Below are 16,208 nucleotides of genomic sequence, written 5' to 3' on the forward strand. Positions count from 1 at the left end.
CGGCGGGAGAGCATCATCGCGGATGAACGCCCGCCGCCCTGATCCGCGTGACACCGTGGTCCACAAGCACCGCCACGATGCACAGCATCAGAAAGAGCCCGGTGATGGCCAGAGCCGAGACGGCGACGCTGGTCGCGCCGTTCTTGGCGAGATCGAGGAACGGGTAGGGCACTTCACCGGCAATCGGCGCCCGCAGCAGCGCGTAGGCCAGATAGGCGATCGGATAGATCATCCACCAGGAGATGTCGCGCCACCGCGTCGAGCCGTCGGCGCCTGCCACAAGCCACCACAGCACGAACAACACCGGCGTCACATAGTGCAGGAGCACATCGCAGAGCAGGAACAGCCCTTGCGGCTGCCAAAGCTGCGCCAGGACCGTTGCATAAACGATGAGGACCAGCGTTATGGCGACGGCTACGCCCGCCCGCATCCGTGGCGCGGAAAAGGCCGGAAACCAGGCATAACCCGTCGACGACAGCAACGAGGCATGGACGAGCACCGCGCCGATGTTGGTCAGGATGGTGAAGAAGCTGAAATAGAAGACCAGCGAGCCGACAAAGCCGCGGCCGGCGTCCATTGACGCCGGAACGGTGATGCAGAGCTGCAGGACGAGCCCGGCCAGGCCGACGACCAGACCGATGATCTGCAGCAGGCGACCCATTGGGCTAGGCAGCAGCGCCGCAGGCCGGATTGCCCGCCTGCCAGCGGGCAATGTCCGAGCCAATGCGCGCGCCGAGCGGTTCCGCCATCAATGGGCCGAACACGTCGACGCGGCTCGAATTGCCTTGCGCCTGCACGACCAGCAGCGGCTTTCCGCCATAATGCTTGGCCGGCACCAGCAGGAAGCGGGGCGTGCCGCTAAACGAATTCAGTTCGTTGGCCATCTGGTAAGATTTGAAGGCAGGGTCCTTGCTGGCGATCCAGCATTTGTGGGCACCGATTGCCACCTGTTCCATGGCAAGCAGTGACGCGCTCTTGCCCGCCGGCGCCGGCGTGCTCTTCGGGCCTGACTGGCATGAGGCGAGTACAAGCCCGGCGGCAGTAGCGACGGCGAGGCGCGTGGTCGTCGGTCTCATGTTCAAGCGGCGCCCATCTCGAGTTCGGACAGAAAGATCTTCAGACCGTCTGTCATCTCACCCCAGACGCGCGACAGCGCCGGATGCTGCAAGGCGATTTGCTCGTAGGCATCGAATTTCGGATAGGCGTCAAGCAAATCGGGGCGGCCCATCGTTGTCCTGAAATTGTTGAAGACGAAGCGGGTCGGCGTCAACCACGCATCGGCAAAGGAGATGTCGTCGCCGAGCGCGAACGGGCCATGCGCCATGCGGGCCTCGATTGCCGCAAGCCCGTGATGCAATCGGGCGAACTGTGCCTTGATCTCCGCCTCGTTGCGCTGCGGCACGAAATAGAGTTCGAACAGCTTCATGGTCGGGGCGAGCACGTCAAGGTCGGTGATGCGGGCGAACATGCGCACCAACGCCCGGTCTTTCGTATCCTTGGGCAGCAGCGCCGGCTCGGGGAAACGCTCCTCCAGATATTCGGCAATGACTACCGATTCGACGATCGTTTCGCCGGAACCGGTGATCAGCACCGGAATCCTGTTGAGCGGCGAGATGGCACGAAATGCCTCGGGGATGGGAAACCCCAGTGGCGGTGCCATGAGCTTGAGCGGCACGTTCTTGATGTAGGCCAACGCCCGCACGATCGACGAATAGGGCGACAACGGCCGCGAATAGAGTTTCATGACCGTCGCTCCAGGAGGAAAATTGAAGGTATCAAGCGGCGATGCCCAGCGCGCTTTCGAACAGCGCCCGGCCGTCGCTTCCGCCATGCGCCGCTTCGATCAGGTTCTCGGGATGCGGCATCAGGCCGAGCACATTGCCATGGCCGTTGACGATGCCGGCAATGTCGTTGATCGAGCCGTTGGGATTGGTGCCTACGGCATAGCGGAACACCACCTGGCCTTCGCCTTCGAGGCGGGCCAGCGTTTCGGCATCGGCAAAATAATTGCCGTCATGGTGCGCCACCGGCGCGCGGATGATCTGGCCCGGCTGATAGCGGCGGGTGAACATCGTGTTGGCGTTGGCGATCTGCAGCTTCACCTGACGGCAGACGAATTTCAGCGAGGTATTGCGCATCAATGCGCCCGGCAGCAAGCCGGCCTCGACCAGGATTTGGAAGCCGTTGCAGACGCCGATGACCGTGACGCCCTTGGCCGCCTTTTCGGCCACAGCCCGCATTACTGGCATGCGCGCGGCAATGGCGCCGCAGCGCAGATAATCGCCGAACGAAAAGCCGCCGGGAATGGCGATCAGGTCGACATCGGGAATTTCGGTGTCGGTCTGCCAGACGGTGACCGGCGGCGTGCCGGAAATCTTGGTCAGCGCCGCGATCATGTCGCGGTCGCGATTGAGGCCTGGGAGCAGGACGACGGCTGATTTCACCTCAGGCGATCTCCACCGCGTAATTCTCAATCACTGTATTCGCCAGAAGCTTGTCGCACATGGCTTTCAGATCGGCCTCGGCCTTGGCGCTGTCGCTCTCGGCCAATTCGACGTCGAAAACCTTGCCTTGCCGCACCTGGCCGACGCCGCCGAAACCCATTCCGGACAGCGCGTGCTCGATTGCCTTGCCTTGTGGGTCTAGCACGCCGTTCTTGAGGGTTACGGTAATGCGGGCCTTGATCACGCTGGACATGCTCCTGTTCACCTGTTGAGCGGGCAAGCCGTCAGTGCGGCTTACCTTTGACACCGTCGGTCGATGCGACGAGCACCGGCCCGGCCGGACGCGGTGGCTCGTTCTCGTTCATGATGCCGAGACGGCGGGCAACTTCCTGATAAGCCTCGACCAGCCCGCCCATGTCGCGGCGGAAGCGGTCCTTGTCGAGCTTGTCCTGCGTCGCCACGTCCCACAGCCGGCAGGAATCCGGCGAGATCTCATCGGCAACGACGATGCGCATCATATCGCCTTCGAACAGGCGGCCGCATTCGATTTTGAAATCGACCAGCTGGATGCCGACGCCCATGAACAGGCCGGAAAGGAAGTCGTTGACGCGAATGGCCAGCGCCATGACATCGTCGATCTCCTGTGGGCTCGCCCAGCCGAAGGCGGTGATGTGCTCTTCCGATACCATCGGATCGTCGAGCGCATCGGCCTTGTAATAGAATTCGATGATCGAGCGCGGCAGCACGGTGCCTTCCTCGATGCCCAGGCGCTTGGCCAGCGAGCCGGCGGCGACGTTGCGCACCACCACTTCGAGCGGGATGATCTCGACTTCCTTGATCAACTGCTCGCGCATGTTGAGCCGGCGGATGAAGTGGGTCGGAATGCCCATCCGGTTGAGATGGTTGAAGATGTGCTCGGAAATGCGGTTGTTGAGCACGCCTTTGCCATCGACGATTTCATGCTTCTTCTTGTTGAAAGCGGTAGCGTCGTCCTTGAAGAACTGGATCAGCGTGCCAGGCTCCGGTCCCTCATAAAGGATCTTGGCCTTGCCTTCATAAATGCGGCGGCGATTTTTCATCTGATTTTTCTCTGGATTTGCGGGCAGGCGGCAAGCGACCAGTTCCTGTCCGTCTGCCTAAAATAAGATGGCGACGGTGGGGTTCAATGCCGGTGTCTATCCCAATCGCACTGTTTGCTCAATCGGCAAATCCTTTCAATCAACCGCTTTCGGGCACCGAAATGCCGCAGCGCAGCAAGCAATGTAGCATATTGACCGGCCGGCGCCCTTTTGGTTTGTGCTCCGGCAACACATATTGGCACAACGAATCGGATTTCACGGAGGGATGCCATGAGCAGCATGAAAGACCGCGAAGAGGGCTTTGAGCGCAAATTCGCATTCGACGAGGAACTTCGGTTCAAGGCTGCGGCACGCCGCAACAGAGCGCTCGGCCTGTGGGCTGCCGAAAAGCTCGGCAAGTCCGGCGCCGATGCCGACGCTTATGCCAGGGAAGTGGTCGTCAGCGACATCGAGGAAGCCGGCGATCACGACGTTTTCCGCAAGATACGCAAGGATTTCGATGCGGCCGGCATCGACCAGTCGGACCATCAGATCCGCCGCACCATGGATGAATTGATGGCGCAGGCGATCGAGCAGATCAAGAACACCTGATCCCCATCGATACTCTTCGAATGCTGGACCAATCGACCGCCCGGCATCACCGGGCGGTTTTTCTTTGCCTTTGCGGTCATTTCCGGCTGAATTGCTGCAAGCAAAGAGGAAATCGCCAATGTCCCTGAAGTCACGCCTTGCGGCCGACGAGACGCTGTTCACCGCATGGTCCGGCGTGCCGGATGCCTTGACGGTCGAGATACTGGCCAGGCAAGGGTTCGACGCGGTTACGCTCGATATGCAGCATGGTGGGCATCACGAGGATAGCGTGCTGCGCGGGCTTGTGCCGGTGCTGGCCGCCAACAAGCCGGCTTTGGTACGCATCCCGGTCGGCCGCTTCGACATGGCCAGCCGTGCGCTTGACTTCGGCGCCGAGGCGGTGATCGCCCCGATGGTGAATTCGGTGGCGGACGCAAAGCTGTTTGCTGCCGCAATGAAATACCCGCCGCTCGGCGAGCGCTCATGGGGCCCGACCTATGCTTTTCCGCGCCATGGCAAGGGCGACTATGCCGACTGGCTGCGCGACAGCAACCAGCGCACCATGGCGTTCGCCATGGTCGAAACGCGGGCCGCGCTTGATGCACTCGACGGCATCCTCGACACGCCGGGCATCGACGGTATCTTCCTTGGCCCGTCGGATTTCTCGATCGCCTGGTCGCAGGGCACCACCGTCAGTTCGACGCTGGAGAGCATGATGGGGACCGTCGCCTCGATCGCCGAGCGCACCCGCAAAGCCGGCAAGCATGCGGCGATCTATGTGATGGAACCGGCCATCGCCGGTCGCGTGGTGTCGATGGGTTACCGGCTGCTGGCGATGGGTTCCGAGCATTCGCTGATTTCGCTTGGGGCAAAGACCCTGCTGAGCAGCGTCAGGGATTCGATCGCTTCCTAGAGCAATTCCAGAAAAGTGTGAAACGGTTTTCCGTCCGGAATTGCGTCAAAACAAAGAGATAGAGCGGTTCGCCGTTTCCGTGAAGCGGTGAACCGCTCTAGAGATCCGTCAGGAATTTCGCGAACGTCATCGAGCCTTCAGGCCAGGGGCCGAAGCCGGAATCCGCGTTGAGATGACCGGCATCCCCGGCGTCGATGAACAGCGAGCCCCACGCCCCGGCAATGTCCTCGGCGACGCCGAAGGCGCAGAACGGGTCGTTGCGGCTGGCGATCACCACCGACGGAAACGGCAGCGGGTCGCGCGGATAGGGGCCGAAGGTCATCAGGTGCCTCGGCTTTATCTCTGGATTGGCGACATCGGGCGGCGCCACGAAGAAAGCGCCGGCGACCGGCCTCTCGAACCGAGGCAATGCTTGAATGACCGCCGCGACGCCAAGCGAATGGGCGACGATGACGACCGGCCGCTCGGCCTCGTTAACCGCCTTGGCGACACCGGCCGTCCAATCCTCGCGCACCGGCTTCGACCATTCCGCCTGTTCGACGCGGCGCGCTGTCGATAGTTTCGACTGCCAGCGGCTCTGCCAATGATCGGGGCCGGAATTGGTGTAGCCCGGCACGATGAGAATATCTGCTTCCCTGACTTTCATGGCGCGCATGTAGCGAGAGGCGCTGTCGGGTGCAACCGGGTATGAACTCAACAGCGACACGCAAACGGCCGCTCACGAGCCCGGTTCTGCTCGCTATTGTGAACACCCTGTTCGCTTCTTGCGCTCTTGTGTGAACGATCGCGATCAACGATCTGTCGCCAGGAAAGAATGGCTGTTCCGAGATTTTGGCACGGACATGGCGTAGAATGATTGATGGCGCCGGATTGCTCTGTTGGAAGCTTGTCGAGCGCCGCCTGAACGGAGCACTTTGATGAGCGAACTGCCTTTTGCCGCGACGACCCCGGTCAGCGTTGCCCGCGTCGGCTTGCGGGCGCGCGATGCAGACAATCTCGCTGCCTACTATCGCAAAGTCGTCGGTTTGCAGGAACTGAGCCGCGCCGGCGGCACGATTACGCTCGGCGCAGTCAATCGCCCTTTGCTCGACATCGAAGCGGATCCGGCCGCGAAACCCGATGACCCGCGCAGCGCCGGTCTTTTCCACACCGCCTTCCTGCTACCCAGCCGGGCCGATCTCGGCCGCTGGATCAATCACGCCATCGCCGGCAAGATCGGCATCGAGGGCGCATCCGATCATCTGGTCAGCGAGGCTCTTTACCTAACCGATCCGGAAGGCAACGGCATCGAGATCTATGCCGACCGCCGTCCGCAGGACTGGAAATGGAACGGTGACAAGATAGCGATGGCGACGGAGCGGCTGAACATTCCGTCGGTCGTTGCCGAGGTGCCGGCCGGCGACACCGGCTGGCAGGGCGCGCCGGAAAACAGCATTATCGGCCACGTCCATTTGCGGGTCGGCAGGCCGGAAGAAGCCGAAGCATGGTGGCATCAGGAGTTCGGTTTCGACACAGTGGCAAAGTACGGTGGCGCGGCGGTGTTCCTGTCGTCCGGCGGCTATCATCACCACATTGGCGCAAATGCGTGGCAGAGCGCGGGCGCCGGTCGCCGCGATCCCGCCCGCTCCGGCTTGGCCTGGGTCGAGATGCGCTCGGACAATGCCGCAAGCGAGACCACCCGCGAGGATCCGTGGGGCACGGTAATAAGGACGGTTCCCGGTAAGGCGTAGGTTAGAGGTTCGCTTTTTCGAGCAAGCGGCCAAGCATGAGCAGGCCCGCTGGCCATACGCCCAGGCGGGCCTCGTTTCCCATATGGCCGAGATCGCCGGCATCGGCGATATCCGCGCCCCAGGCTGCGGCAAAAGCGGTCGCCTTGTCGAAGGTGACGCGTGGGTCGCTGCGGCTCGCCACCACCAATGCCGGGAAGGGCAGGCGCTTCAGCGGCATCGGCGCGAACGGGCGCACCGCGTCGAATGAGGGATCGGCATCCTCGACGTTGGTCGCGGCAACCAGGAATGCCGCCGCGACCTTGTCGAGTTGGCCTTGACTGGCCCCAGCAGCCCACTTCACCGCCGTCGCCACCGCCAGCGAATGCGCAAGCAGCACGACGCGGCGCGGAGCGGCGGCCACCGCGGCATCCACCTGACCGATCCAGTCTTCAGGCTTTGGCCGGTCCCACTCGGCCTGCAGCACGCGGCTCGAATTGGGGAACACCCGGCACCAATGCGACATCCAATGATCCGGCCCGGAATTGCCGCGCCCGGGCAGGGCAAGGAAATCGAAATCTCCGGCCGACGAAATCATCAGGCTTCTCCGAACACTCTGCTGAAGATCGTATCGACGTGCTTGGTATGATAGCCCAGATCGAATTTCTCGCGGATCTCGGCCTCGGGCAAGGCTGCGACAACGTCCTTGTCGGCCAGAAGTTCCTCAAGAAAATCAGCGCCTTGCTCCCACACCTTCATGGCATTGCGCTGCACCAGCCGGTAGGCGTCCTCGCGCGAAACGCCGGCTTGCGTCAGCGCTAGCAGCACGCGCTGCGAATGCACGAGGCCGCGGAATTTGTTCATGTTCTTCAGCATGTTGTCGGGGTAGACGAGCAGTTTGTCGACAACGCTGGTCAGCCGCGAGAGCGCGAAATCGAGCGTCACCGTCGCGTCGGGCCCGATCATGCGCTCGACCGAGGAATGCGAGATGTCGCGCTCGTGCCACAGCGCCACATTCTCCATTGCCGGCAATGCGAACGAGCGCACCATGCGGGCAAGGCCGGTGAGGTTCTCGGTCAGCACCGGGTTGCGCTTGTGCGGCATCGCCGACGAGCCCTTCTGGCCGGGCGAAAAATACTCTTCCGCCTCCAGCACCTCGGTGCGCTGCAGATGGCGCACCTCGATCGCCAGCCGCTCGATCGACGAAGCGATGACGCCGAGCGTGGCGAAGAACATCGCATGGCGGTCGCGCGGGATCACCTGCGTCGACACCGGCTCCGGCCTCAGCGCGAGTTTCCTGGCCACGTATTCTTCGACATAGGGATCGATATTGGCGAAGGTGCCGACCGCACCCGAGATGGCGCAAGTCGCTATATCCTCACGCGCGTGCACCAGCCGCTCGCGGCAGCGCGAGAATTCGGCATAGGCCTGCGCCAGCTTGACCCCGAAGGTGGTCGGCTCGGCATGAATACCGTGGCTGCGGCCGATGGTGATAGTATCCTTGTGCTCGAAGGCGCGGCGCTTGAGCGCCGCAAGCAGCCCGTCAATGTCGGCCAGGAGGATGTCGCTGGCCCGGGTGAGCTGCACGGCAAAGCAGGTGTCGAGAACGTCGGAGGATGTCATGCCCTGATGGATGAAACGGGCATCCGGTCCGACGAATTCGGCAAGATGGGTGAGGAAGGCGATGATGTCGTGCTTGGTGACGCGCTCGATCTCGTCGATCGCTTCGACGTCGAACTTCGCCGCCCCGCCTTTTTCCCAGATGGTCTTGGCGGCCTCCTTCGGAATGACGCCGAGTTCGGCCAGTGCGTCGCAAGCATAGGCCTCGATTTCGAACCAGATGCGGAACCGGGTTTCGGGCGACCAGATGGCCACCATTTCCGGCCGGGAGTAGCGAGGGATCATCAGTCGGTCCTGACTTGCGAGAGCGTTTGCCCGCGTCCTAACAGAGGCAGGCAAAATGCTCAACGCTGCTGCCGCGCAAACCAGACGCTGGCGACTGCGAGCGCAATGAAACCGAGCGGAAAATACAACCGGATGCCGAGGACGACGAACTGGTAGAGCGCCGTCAACATCGTGAACACGAACTGCAAAGCCCAGGTGATGGTGAGCGCGGGCGCATGCCATTGGACATAGTAGGAGCGGTATTGCAGCCCAAAAAGGCCGCCGGTGAAGGCGATAGTCGCGGCGAGAAGGCAGACGAAGGCGGCGGCGAGGGCGATCTCCCAGTGGCGTCCGAGCGAGACCAGCCGCGCCAGGAAAAGCCCAACCGGGAAGGCCAGCGCACCGCCGGCAGCATAAATCAATGAGACGCAGCGGATCTTTACCGGGGTCTCCCAATCGTACTGCATTAGATTGAGCAGTGCGCTGACGCCCATCGCCATGGCCCACAGCAAGGCACCGACAAATGCGGTGCACAGCGGCGGCAGAGCGCGGCGGAGACGATGCAGGGCGCGGTAGCGCATGGCGGGAGGCGTCACAGGCGGCCGGTCACAGCGATCCAGCGATAGTCCGGCCCTTCGAAGTCGTATTGGCGCACCGCGATCAGCACGGCATAGGTGCTGAGGCTATCCAGCGAAAATGTCTGAACCGCGCCGATCCGGTAGCCATTCGGACAACCGCGGCTTTGCGGTACGGATTTGTCCTCGTGGATAATCTTTGTCTGGCCGCCGTCCTTTGCCTCGATGCGCAGCAGGCGAAAGCCGTTGATCTCGCCCTGGCTCTGGCAACGTTCGGTGTCGTTCATGCCGATCTGGTCGAGCCGGAACTCGAGCGGATCGTCGACGGGCGAAAAGATCGGGCGCGGGTTGACTACCATGCGGAAGGGATCGGCAGAAAGCTCGGTCACCGGGTTGAAGCCGGCGGTGATGCCGCGATTTGCCGTGAGTTCCGCCTGGCTGACGATCGCTTCGCCCCTTTGCCGGGCCTGCAGCCGCGCTGCCTCCGGCGTGGCATTCTCGTCTTCGTGCCGAATCCGGATCGGCGAGCCCTTCAGAAAACTGTCGTCGGCGGTGTCGATGTAGTAGCGGTTGGCATACGGGAATCCCGATCCGTCCTGGACGCCATATTCTTCGAAGGCGAAGACCCCGCCGTCACGGCTGAAGCCGAGGATCTCAAGCTCGGCGACATCGCCTGCGTGGGCGGCGACCAAAGTTGCAAGCTGGGCAAGCAGGCAGACGGCAAACAGGGCAAGATTTCGCATGGGGCTTTCCGTTCAGGCAGTCGACGTCGTTAAATTCCCTATCACGATGCCGTCAAAAGATCGTGCTGCCTGAAACACAAAGTCGATGCATCCAATCCGGCCGCCGTTTGTTATTGTCGGCAGCTTCACCGCATCGGCCCGAAAATCGGAATCGATTTTCCGAAAGTACGATGCGCTGATTTAAAGTGTTTAGAGCGTCCTTTGCGCGTCCAAAGGGACGCGCGGCGCTCTAATGGAGACCCCCATGACAATGGAGACCCCCATGACCGATGCAGCCAAGATTCGCGAACATATGGAAGTGATCGGCGCCGACGGCGTCCATGTCGGCACCGTCGACAAGGTGGATGGACAAAGAATCAAGCTGACCAAGCGCGACAGCGGCGAGGGCGTTCACAAAGGCCATCACCACTTCATTCCTCTCAGCCTCGTTGCCGAGGTCGAGGGTCAGAAGGTGCGGCTGTCGGCAAACTCGGATGTTGCGGTCACGTTCGAGGAAGAAAAATCCGACCCCACCTGATCGCGGTCGCCCGACCATAGCGTCGGCGCGTTCAGCGCGACGACCAGACCGGGAACAGATCGCCCTCGGCAGGCGTCGCGGCAAAGACGCCGCGGCTGATGGCGCGCGCCATGGTGGCGCCGGCCGCGGCGTAGAGATCGATGGCATCGTTGGGCGCGAGCTCAATGCCGCTCTTGCCCGTTGCCAGCGCGAAGACCAGATCGCCGTCGGCGGGCGTGTGCGTCGGCCAAATGGCGCGCACGAAGCCGTCATGCGCTGATATCGCCAGGCGTTTGGCGGCGGCCTTGGTAAGGACGGCATCGGTGGCGATCACGGCGATAGTGGTGTTGGCGCCGGTTTCCACCTGCTCTGCCGCATGCTTGTCACGGAACTTCAGCAGGACCTTTCTGGCATCGTCAGGCATCGGATAGGGATAGCCTAACCCGCCGAACTCGTCGCCGATCTCGAACGGCGCCGCCCAGAAATGGCGGGTCCCGGCGACCGTCACCGAGCCGGTCGGGTTGACGGCGGCGAGCGCGCCGATGGTGACGCCGCTGTCCAGCACCGTCGAGGCCGAGCCGAGCCCGCCCTTCAGGCCGGAGCTCAGCGCGCCGGCACCCGCGCCGGCGGTGCCGAGCGCAAAGTCGATCGCGGCGGCTTGCGCGGCTTCGTAGCCGAGGTCGCGGTAAGGCGGATACCGGCCCCAATCCTTGTCGCCGCCATTGCGCAGATCGAACAGGATCGCCGCCGGCACGATCGGCACGCGAAAGCCGCCAACCTCGACGCCGATGCCCCTTTCACGCAACGCCGCCTGCACCCCCGACGCGGCGTCGAGGCCAAAGGCCGAACCGCCCGAAAGCACCACGGCATGGATGGCGTGGATCGAATTGTGCGGCTCGAGCAGGTCGGTTTCGCGGGTGCCCGGCGCACCGCCCAGGATTTGCACGCCGGCCACGGCCGGTTCGTCGCAGATGACGGTGGTCACACCGGATTTCAGCTTGGCATCCGCCGCATTGCCGACACGCAGGCCGGCGACGTCCGTGATGAGATTGCGCGGACCCGTATGGAACATCCCCGTGCTGGACATCATTGGCTCTCCGCCGGCACGAAACGGCCGCCGTCGAAACGGTAGGCTCGATAAGGATTTTGCGTCAGGTCACCTTTTTCGTCAAAGCGGATCGGTCCGATCGCCGTGGTGAAGTCATGCGCGGTCAGCACGTTGGCTAGCCTCTCGCCGGAGCTTTGCGGCAATGCTGAAGCCGCCTTGGCGATCTCGACCGCGGCATAGGCGGGAAGCGTGTAACCTTCCGGCACGATATTTTGTCCGGCAAAGCTCTGCAACACCTTGGGGTCGGCGACATCGGCCCATTCGGGCGGCGCGATCATCAGCGTGCCGACGGCATAAGGCACGTCGCCGAGCGGCGCGCGCAACGCTTCGCCGCCGGCAAACACCATGCCGGTATTTAGCTGGCCGGCATCCCGGCCCATAATGGCGACATCATCGCCGTCGCCGCCGGCAAAGACATGCGTTGCGCCGGCTTTCTTCAGCCGGCCGATCAGGCCGATCTGGTTGTCGAGCTGCGGCCGGAACGTGTCGACGAACACCGGCTTCAGAGCCGCTTGCTCGGCGGCTGCCCGAAACGTCTCGGCCATTTCGCGGCCATAGATCGTGCCGTCGTCGACTATGGCGAACAGCTCGGTCTGCCATAGGCGGGCGAGGATGGCGGCGACGGCATTGCGCTCGTCGTCGCCGCGCGGCCCGAGACGATAGATCGGCCATCCGGTCTTGGCGCGCCGGTCGGTCAGGCTTTCCGTGCGCACGCCGACGGTGATCACCGGTATGCCGGCATCCTTGAGGATCGGCAGAGCCGCCTCGATTGCGTCGGTGCACAAAAACCCGATGACGACGTTGACCTTGGCCGCGGTGAACTCCCGCGCGGCGGCGGCGCCACCGTCGGCCGTGCAGGCGTCATCGATCGTCTTGATTTCGGCATCGTTCGCTTCAGCCGCCATTGTCGCGCCGGCCTCGATCTGTTTGCCGAGGATCGCCGACGGCCCCGACAAAGGTGCCGCGACGCCGACCAGCAGCGTCTCGGCATTTGCACTGCAGGCGACCGAGAGCCAGGCCAGCACCGCTATCGTGGTTGTCCAAGGTCGCATGCGAGCGAAGAATTCCTCCACGCCGGTCGCGTGGTTGCCGGCGCCAATGCCGTCAAGACCTAAAGGCTGGCCAGCTTTGGCGCAACACGCGAATTCGGGATATAGGTCAAGCACTTCGCTTGTGGCCTGCAATATCCCCCCATATATAACGGTTGGTTCTGACTAGTGGAAAATCATCGGTGCTGAAGAAGAATGACATCGGGCCGCAGGCCTACCGCGACGCGATGGCCCATTTTGCTGGCCATGTGCATGTAGTCACCACCGATGGCCCTGCCGGCAGGCGCGGCGCGACGGTGATCGCGGCCTGCTCGGTGTCGGACACGCCGCCAACCATCCTGGTTTGCCTCAATCGTGAAAATCCCAAGAACGAGCCGTTCGTGGAAAACGGCAAATTTGCCCTGAACACGCTGGCTTCGGATCAGGAGCCGCTGTCGATCGCCTTTTCCGGCATTACCGGCCTGCCGGTCGAGGAGCGTTTCGCGTTGGCCGAATGGGATGTGATCTCGACCGGTGCGCCGACGCTGAAGGGCGCGCTCGCCGTCTTCGACTGCGAACTGATCGACTCCAAGGATCTGGCCACCCACCGTGTGCTTTTTGGCAAGGTTACAGGTTTGCGCATCGGCGATAATTTGCGGCCGCTGATCTATCACAACCGCGGCTACCACGCTCTGTAGAGGCTTTCAGATGGCCGCGTCCGCGAAGACAGGATGACCGAGTTGAAAACCGCGTCCGGCGCCGCGGACGATCGACGAGACGCTCGATCCGGTTGACCCGTGCGGATTGTGTGGCGGACCGGTCGCTGGCGACCGTGTTGTTTTTATGCGTTCGGTCAACCCGCGGCGGTGGATCGAGGCTGGCGTGAAGCGCGTCGCATAACCACATGTCTGCCAGGGAGAAATCATGGAACACAGTATCTATCTCGATGAGGCTCGCGACCCGCTGATCATCGCGGAGGGCTGGATGAAGGACGGCAAGGATGTCGCCATTGCCACCGTGGTCGAGACCTGGGGCTCGGCGCCGCGCCCGGTCGGCAGCCACCTGGTCATCGACGCCGAAGGCAATTTCCACGGCTCCGTCTCGGGCGGCTGCGTCGAAGGCGCCGTAGTCACCGAGGCGGTCGAGGTTATCGATAGCGGCAAGGCCAAAATGCTCGAATTCGGCGTCGCAGACGAGACCGCCTGGCAAGTCGGCCTGTCCTGCGGCGGCCGCATCAAGGTCTATGTTGAAAGATTGGGCTGATTCTCGATGGATCCTTACGCGCTGAAGACACTCAACGCCGAACGTCGTGCCCGCCGCGCGGCGATTTTGGTAACCGATCTTGGCGACGGCCGCGACCGTATCGTGCGCGAGAGCGACCAGGTTGCCGGCGAACTCGGGGCGGCCGTCGCCAAGGCATTTCGCACGGGCAATTCCGGTTCGGTCGAAGCTGAGGGACGGACCTTCTTCCTCAACGCACATCTGCCGCAGCCGCGCCTGGTAGTGATCGGCGCCGTCCACATCAGCCAGGCGCTGGCACCGATGGCCAGGATCGCCGGCTATCCCGTAGAGATCATCGACCCGCGCACGGCGTTTGCCACGTCCGACCGCTTTCCCGATATCGCGCTACATGCCGAATGGCCGGAGGATGTGCTGAATCGCCAGCCGCTCGACGGCTATACGGCGCTGGCTGCCCTCACTCATGATCCGAAGATCGACGATTTCGCGCTGAAGGCGGCGCTCGACGCCGGCTGCTTTTATGTCGGCGCGCTCGGCAGCCACAAGACCCACGCCAAACGTGTGCAACGCCTGCTGGCTTCGGGAGCGACCGCCGACCAGATCGCCCGCATTCATGCCCCGATCGGCCTCGACATTGGGGCTGCCAGCCCGGCCGAGATCGCCGTCGCGGTGTTGGCGCAAGCGATCCACGCCTTTCGCTCCCGTGGTCTCGAATCCAAAGGCGCGGTCGCGTGAAATTTGGTCCCGTTGCGATCGATACGGCCGAAGGGGCAGTGCTTGCGCACGCCACCACGGTCGGAGAGCGCCGCTTCCGCAAGGCGCACAGGCTAAGCGCCGGGGATGTGTCCCTGTTGAAGGCCGCTGGCGTTTCCGAGGTCGTAGCGGCGGTGTTGGCGCCCGATGATCTCAGCGAGGACGTCGCTGCCGAAAAGATCGCCGCATCCATGATCCATCGCAACATCGAGGCGAGGCCCGCCGCGACAGGTAGGGTCAACCTCCACGCGCAGGCTGCCGGCATGTTCACCGTCGACGCGGCGATGATCGACGCCATCAACGCCGTCGATCCGACGATCACCATCGCCACGCTGGCGCAGCATGCGCCGGTCGAAAAAGGTCAGATGGTAGCAACGGTGAAGATCATCCCATTTGCGGTCGCCTCCGCTTTGGTCGATGCCCTGGCAAGGATCTGCGCCGGCGGCGAGATATTTGCGGTCAACGCCTATCAGCCGGTGCGCGTCGGCGTCATCCAGACGGTGCTGCCCGGCATCAAACCCAGCGTGCTCGACAAGACGCTGCGCGTCACCGAAGCGCGCCTGGCGCGTTCGGGCGGCAGGCTGACGGCGGAGCGTCGAACCCCGCATGAAATTATCCCCGTCGCCGACGCTGTGGCCTCGCTGATCCGCGACAACGATATGGTGGTTATCTTCGGCGCCTCGGCGATGGCCGATTTCGGCGACGTCGTTCCTGCTGCGATCGAAAGGGCGGGCGGCACTGTCATCCGCGCCGGTATGCCGGTCGATCCCGGCAATCTATTGGTGCTCGGCACACTCGGCGGCAAGCGCATCATCGGTGCGCCGGGCTGCGCCCGCAGTCCCAAGGAGAACGGCTTCGACTGGGTGCTCGACCGGCTGATCGCCGGTCTCGACGTGACCGCCAGGGATATTGCCGGCATGGGTGTCGGCGGGCTGTTGATGGAAATTCCGACGCGGCCGCAACCGCGCGAGCCGTTGCCGGCCAAAGCCGAACCAAAGATCGAGATCGTGCTTCTGGCCGCCGGCCGCTCCAGCCGCATGGGCGGGCCGAACAAGCTCTTGGCACTGTTCGATGGCAAGCCCCTGGTCCGCCGCACCGCCGAACGCGCGGTCGGTTCGAAAGCCGCGGCCACCATCGTCGTCACCGGCCACCAGAGCGAGCGCGTGCGCAGTGCACTGTCTGGCCTCGATGTGACCTTCGCCGACAATCCGGATTTCGCCGAGGGTCTGTCTTCGTCGCTGAAGGCCGGCATCGCCAAGATTTCCGGCGACGCCGCCGGCGCCATGATTGTCCTCGGCGATATGCCCGGCGTCGCCTCGGCCGACCTCGACAGGCTGATCGAGGCGTTCCGCAGGTCCGAAGGCCGATCAGTGGTGCGGGCCTCGCACGATGGGCGGCGCGGCAATCCGGTGCTGCTGCCGCGTTCGCTGTTTGCCGCGATCGCTCACCTCGAAGGCGATACCGGCGCCCGCCATCTGGTCGAGGCCGAAGGGCTCGACGTCATCGATGTCGAGATCGGCGAAGGGGCAGCCGTCGACGTCGACACGCGCGAGGCGCTGGAAGGCGCCGGCGGCGTGCTGCAGGATTGACAAACCGAAGCCGAAAAACGCATGGCTGAGGGATGGCCTTTCGTTCCTGCTTCCGGTTCCGCTTGCCCCCCTCTGGCCTCC

General features: G+C 63.3%; 21 protein-coding genes. 8 read left to right on the top strand and 13 right to left on the bottom strand.

Going from position 1 to position 16,208, the window contains the following annotated elements; genetic code table 11:
• Positions 1–13: 13 nt before the first annotated feature.
• From NKJ32_RS27525 to purC, 6 genes are read right to left on the bottom strand one after another with little or no spacing between them, the layout of a single operon-like run.
• The gene (locus NKJ32_RS27525) at positions 14–661 is read right to left on the bottom strand and encodes a Pr6Pr family membrane protein (protein WP_352829471.1); all 648 of its coding nucleotides are present in this window, start codon (positions 659–661) and stop codon (positions 14–16) included.
• Positions 662–665: 4 nt separating this feature from the next.
• Positions 666–1,076, bottom strand: a complete 411-nt coding sequence (locus NKJ32_RS27530) for a hypothetical protein (RefSeq protein WP_023674721.1) — start codon at positions 1,074–1,076, stop codon at positions 666–668.
• Between the two features lie 2 nt (positions 1,077–1,078).
• Entirely contained in the window at positions 1,079–1,744 is a 666-nt protein-coding gene (locus NKJ32_RS27535) for a glutathione S-transferase family protein (RefSeq protein ID WP_352829473.1), read from the bottom strand.
• Between the two features lie 31 nt (positions 1,745–1,775).
• Positions 1,776–2,444, bottom strand: coding sequence for a phosphoribosylformylglycinamidine synthase subunit PurQ (purQ, locus tag NKJ32_RS27540; RefSeq protein WP_352623640.1), 669 nt, complete (start codon positions 2,442–2,444; stop codon positions 1,776–1,778).
• Position 2,445: 1 nt separating this feature from the next.
• On the bottom strand, positions 2,446–2,688 hold the full coding sequence (gene purS / locus NKJ32_RS27545; RefSeq protein ID WP_023674724.1) for a phosphoribosylformylglycinamidine synthase subunit PurS: 243 nt from the start codon (positions 2,686–2,688) through the stop codon (positions 2,446–2,448).
• A 40-nt stretch (positions 2,689–2,728) separates the two neighbouring features.
• On the bottom strand, positions 2,729–3,523 hold the full coding sequence (purC, locus tag NKJ32_RS27550; protein WP_023674725.1) for a phosphoribosylaminoimidazolesuccinocarboxamide synthase: 795 nt from the start codon (positions 3,521–3,523) through the stop codon (positions 2,729–2,731).
• Between the two features lie 270 nt (positions 3,524–3,793).
• Here purC and NKJ32_RS27555 point away from each other — a divergent pair, with 270 nt between their 5' ends.
• Positions 3,794–4,114, top strand: coding sequence for a DUF1476 domain-containing protein (locus NKJ32_RS27555; RefSeq protein WP_023674726.1), 321 nt, complete (start codon positions 3,794–3,796; stop codon positions 4,112–4,114).
• 118 nt (positions 4,115–4,232) lie between these two features.
• Positions 4,233–5,006: an HpcH/HpaI aldolase family protein gene (locus NKJ32_RS27560; RefSeq protein ID WP_352623638.1), complete on the top strand. Its 774-nt coding sequence runs from the start codon at positions 4,233–4,235 to the stop codon at positions 5,004–5,006.
• Positions 5,007–5,103: 97 nt separating this feature from the next.
• Here NKJ32_RS27560 and NKJ32_RS27565 read toward each other — a convergent pair whose 3' ends face one another.
• On the bottom strand, positions 5,104–5,652 hold the full coding sequence (locus tag NKJ32_RS27565) for an RBBP9/YdeN family alpha/beta hydrolase (RefSeq protein WP_023674728.1): 549 nt from the start codon (positions 5,650–5,652) through the stop codon (positions 5,104–5,106).
• A gap of 271 nt (positions 5,653–5,923) precedes the next feature.
• On the opposite strand from NKJ32_RS27565, the gene NKJ32_RS27570 reads away from it, so the two are divergent.
• A complete protein-coding gene (locus tag NKJ32_RS27570; RefSeq protein ID WP_352590699.1) occupies positions 5,924–6,736 on the top strand; it encodes a VOC family protein in 813 nt (270 codons plus the stop codon).
• Position 6,737: 1 nt separating this feature from the next.
• On the opposite strand, the gene NKJ32_RS27575 is transcribed toward NKJ32_RS27570, so the two are convergent.
• Genes NKJ32_RS27575 through NKJ32_RS27590 form a run of 4 tightly spaced genes read right to left on the bottom strand, consistent with a single transcriptional unit; the run spans position 6,738 to position 9,914 of the window.
• Positions 6,738–7,310, bottom strand: a complete 573-nt coding sequence (locus NKJ32_RS27575) for an RBBP9/YdeN family alpha/beta hydrolase (protein WP_352646820.1) — start codon at positions 7,308–7,310, stop codon at positions 6,738–6,740.
• A complete protein-coding gene (purB, locus tag NKJ32_RS27580; RefSeq protein ID WP_352829476.1) occupies positions 7,310–8,617 on the bottom strand; it encodes an adenylosuccinate lyase in 1,308 nt (435 codons plus the stop codon). The genes NKJ32_RS27575 and purB overlap by 1 nt, the downstream gene beginning before the upstream one ends.
• A gap of 59 nt (positions 8,618–8,676) precedes the next feature.
• Entirely contained in the window at positions 8,677–9,177 is a 501-nt protein-coding gene (locus NKJ32_RS27585; RefSeq protein WP_352829478.1) for a hypothetical protein, read from the bottom strand.
• A gap of 11 nt (positions 9,178–9,188) precedes the next feature.
• Entirely contained in the window at positions 9,189–9,914 is a 726-nt protein-coding gene (locus NKJ32_RS27590; protein WP_352526619.1) for a DUF2259 domain-containing protein, read from the bottom strand.
• A 262-nt stretch (positions 9,915–10,176) separates the two neighbouring features.
• Here NKJ32_RS27590 and NKJ32_RS27595 point away from each other — a divergent pair, with 262 nt between their 5' ends.
• Positions 10,177–10,431 carry a DUF2171 domain-containing protein gene (locus NKJ32_RS27595; RefSeq protein ID WP_352829479.1) on the top strand — a complete coding sequence of 85 codons (255 nt, stop codon included), beginning with the start codon at positions 10,177–10,179 and terminating at the stop codon, positions 10,429–10,431.
• Positions 10,432–10,462: 31 nt separating this feature from the next.
• Here NKJ32_RS27595 and NKJ32_RS27600 read toward each other — a convergent pair whose 3' ends face one another.
• Positions 10,463–11,482, bottom strand: coding sequence for a P1 family peptidase (locus tag NKJ32_RS27600; RefSeq protein ID WP_352829505.1), 1,020 nt, complete (start codon positions 11,480–11,482; stop codon positions 10,463–10,465).
• A gap of 14 nt (positions 11,483–11,496) precedes the next feature.
• A complete protein-coding gene (locus NKJ32_RS27605; protein WP_352829481.1) occupies positions 11,497–12,570 on the bottom strand; it encodes a branched-chain amino acid ABC transporter substrate-binding protein in 1,074 nt (357 codons plus the stop codon).
• A gap of 179 nt (positions 12,571–12,749) precedes the next feature.
• Between NKJ32_RS27605 and NKJ32_RS27610 the strand changes: the two genes are divergently transcribed.
• The 4 genes from NKJ32_RS27610 (at position 12,750) to NKJ32_RS27625 (ending at position 16,127) form a co-directional block, all read left to right on the top strand.
• A complete protein-coding gene (locus tag NKJ32_RS27610; RefSeq protein WP_023674737.1) occupies positions 12,750–13,244 on the top strand; it encodes a flavin reductase in 495 nt (164 codons plus the stop codon).
• A gap of 226 nt (positions 13,245–13,470) precedes the next feature.
• Positions 13,471–13,809 (top strand): XdhC family protein, encoded by a 339-nt coding sequence (locus NKJ32_RS27615; RefSeq protein ID WP_352637841.1) that lies wholly within the window; start codon positions 13,471–13,473, stop codon positions 13,807–13,809.
• 6 nt (positions 13,810–13,815) lie between these two features.
• Complete coding sequence (locus NKJ32_RS27620; RefSeq protein WP_352829483.1) at positions 13,816–14,520, top strand: XdhC family protein; 705 nt, start codon at positions 13,816–13,818, stop codon at positions 14,518–14,520.
• Positions 14,517–16,127, top strand: a complete 1,611-nt coding sequence (locus tag NKJ32_RS27625) for an NTP transferase domain-containing protein (protein ID WP_352788533.1) — start codon at positions 14,517–14,519, stop codon at positions 16,125–16,127. The genes NKJ32_RS27620 and NKJ32_RS27625 overlap by 4 nt, the downstream gene beginning before the upstream one ends.
• The last annotated feature ends 81 nt before the right edge of the window (positions 16,128–16,208 follow it).

Source organism: Mesorhizobium sp. M0159 (genome assembly GCF_040322295.1).
Lineage (GTDB): Bacteria > Pseudomonadota > Alphaproteobacteria > Rhizobiales > Rhizobiaceae > Mesorhizobium.

Coding starts and splice junctions, on each gene's coding strand:
- NKJ32_RS27525 (WP_352829471.1), bottom strand. CDS start 661: ATGGGTCGCCTGCTGCAGATCATCGGTCTGGTCGTCGGCCTGGCCGGG.
- NKJ32_RS27530 (WP_023674721.1), bottom strand. CDS start 1,076: ATGAGACCGACGACCACGCGCCTCGCCGTCGCTACTGCCGCCGGGCTT.
- NKJ32_RS27535 (WP_352829473.1), bottom strand. CDS start 1,744: ATGAAACTCTATTCGCGGCCGTTGTCGCCCTATTCGTCGATCGTGCGG.
- purC (WP_023674725.1), bottom strand. CDS start 3,523: ATGAAAAATCGCCGCCGCATTTATGAAGGCAAGGCCAAGATCCTTTAT.
- NKJ32_RS27555 (WP_023674726.1), top strand. CDS start 3,794: ATGAGCAGCATGAAAGACCGCGAAGAGGGCTTTGAGCGCAAATTCGCA.
- NKJ32_RS27560 (WP_352623638.1), top strand. CDS start 4,233: ATGTCCCTGAAGTCACGCCTTGCGGCCGACGAGACGCTGTTCACCGCA.
- NKJ32_RS27565 (WP_023674728.1), bottom strand. CDS start 5,652: ATGAAAGTCAGGGAAGCAGATATTCTCATCGTGCCGGGCTACACCAAT.
- NKJ32_RS27570 (WP_352590699.1), top strand. CDS start 5,924: ATGAGCGAACTGCCTTTTGCCGCGACGACCCCGGTCAGCGTTGCCCGC.
- NKJ32_RS27575 (WP_352646820.1), bottom strand. CDS start 7,310: ATGATTTCGTCGGCCGGAGATTTCGATTTCCTTGCCCTGCCCGGGCGC.
- purB (WP_352829476.1), bottom strand. CDS start 8,617: ATGATCCCTCGCTACTCCCGGCCGGAAATGGTGGCCATCTGGTCGCCC.
- NKJ32_RS27585 (WP_352829478.1), bottom strand. CDS start 9,177: ATGCGCTACCGCGCCCTGCATCGTCTCCGCCGCGCTCTGCCGCCGCTG.
- NKJ32_RS27590 (WP_352526619.1), bottom strand. CDS start 9,914: ATGCGAAATCTTGCCCTGTTTGCCGTCTGCCTGCTTGCCCAGCTTGCA.
- NKJ32_RS27595 (WP_352829479.1), top strand. CDS start 10,177: ATGACCGATGCAGCCAAGATTCGCGAACATATGGAAGTGATCGGCGCC.
- NKJ32_RS27600 (WP_352829505.1), bottom strand. CDS start 11,482: ATGTTCCATACGGGTCCGCGCAATCTCATCACGGACGTCGCCGGCCTG.
- NKJ32_RS27605 (WP_352829481.1), bottom strand. CDS start 12,570: ATGCGACCTTGGACAACCACGATAGCGGTGCTGGCCTGGCTCTCGGTC.
- NKJ32_RS27615 (WP_352637841.1), top strand. CDS start 13,471: ATGGAACACAGTATCTATCTCGATGAGGCTCGCGACCCGCTGATCATC.
- NKJ32_RS27620 (WP_352829483.1), top strand. CDS start 13,816: ATGGATCCTTACGCGCTGAAGACACTCAACGCCGAACGTCGTGCCCGC.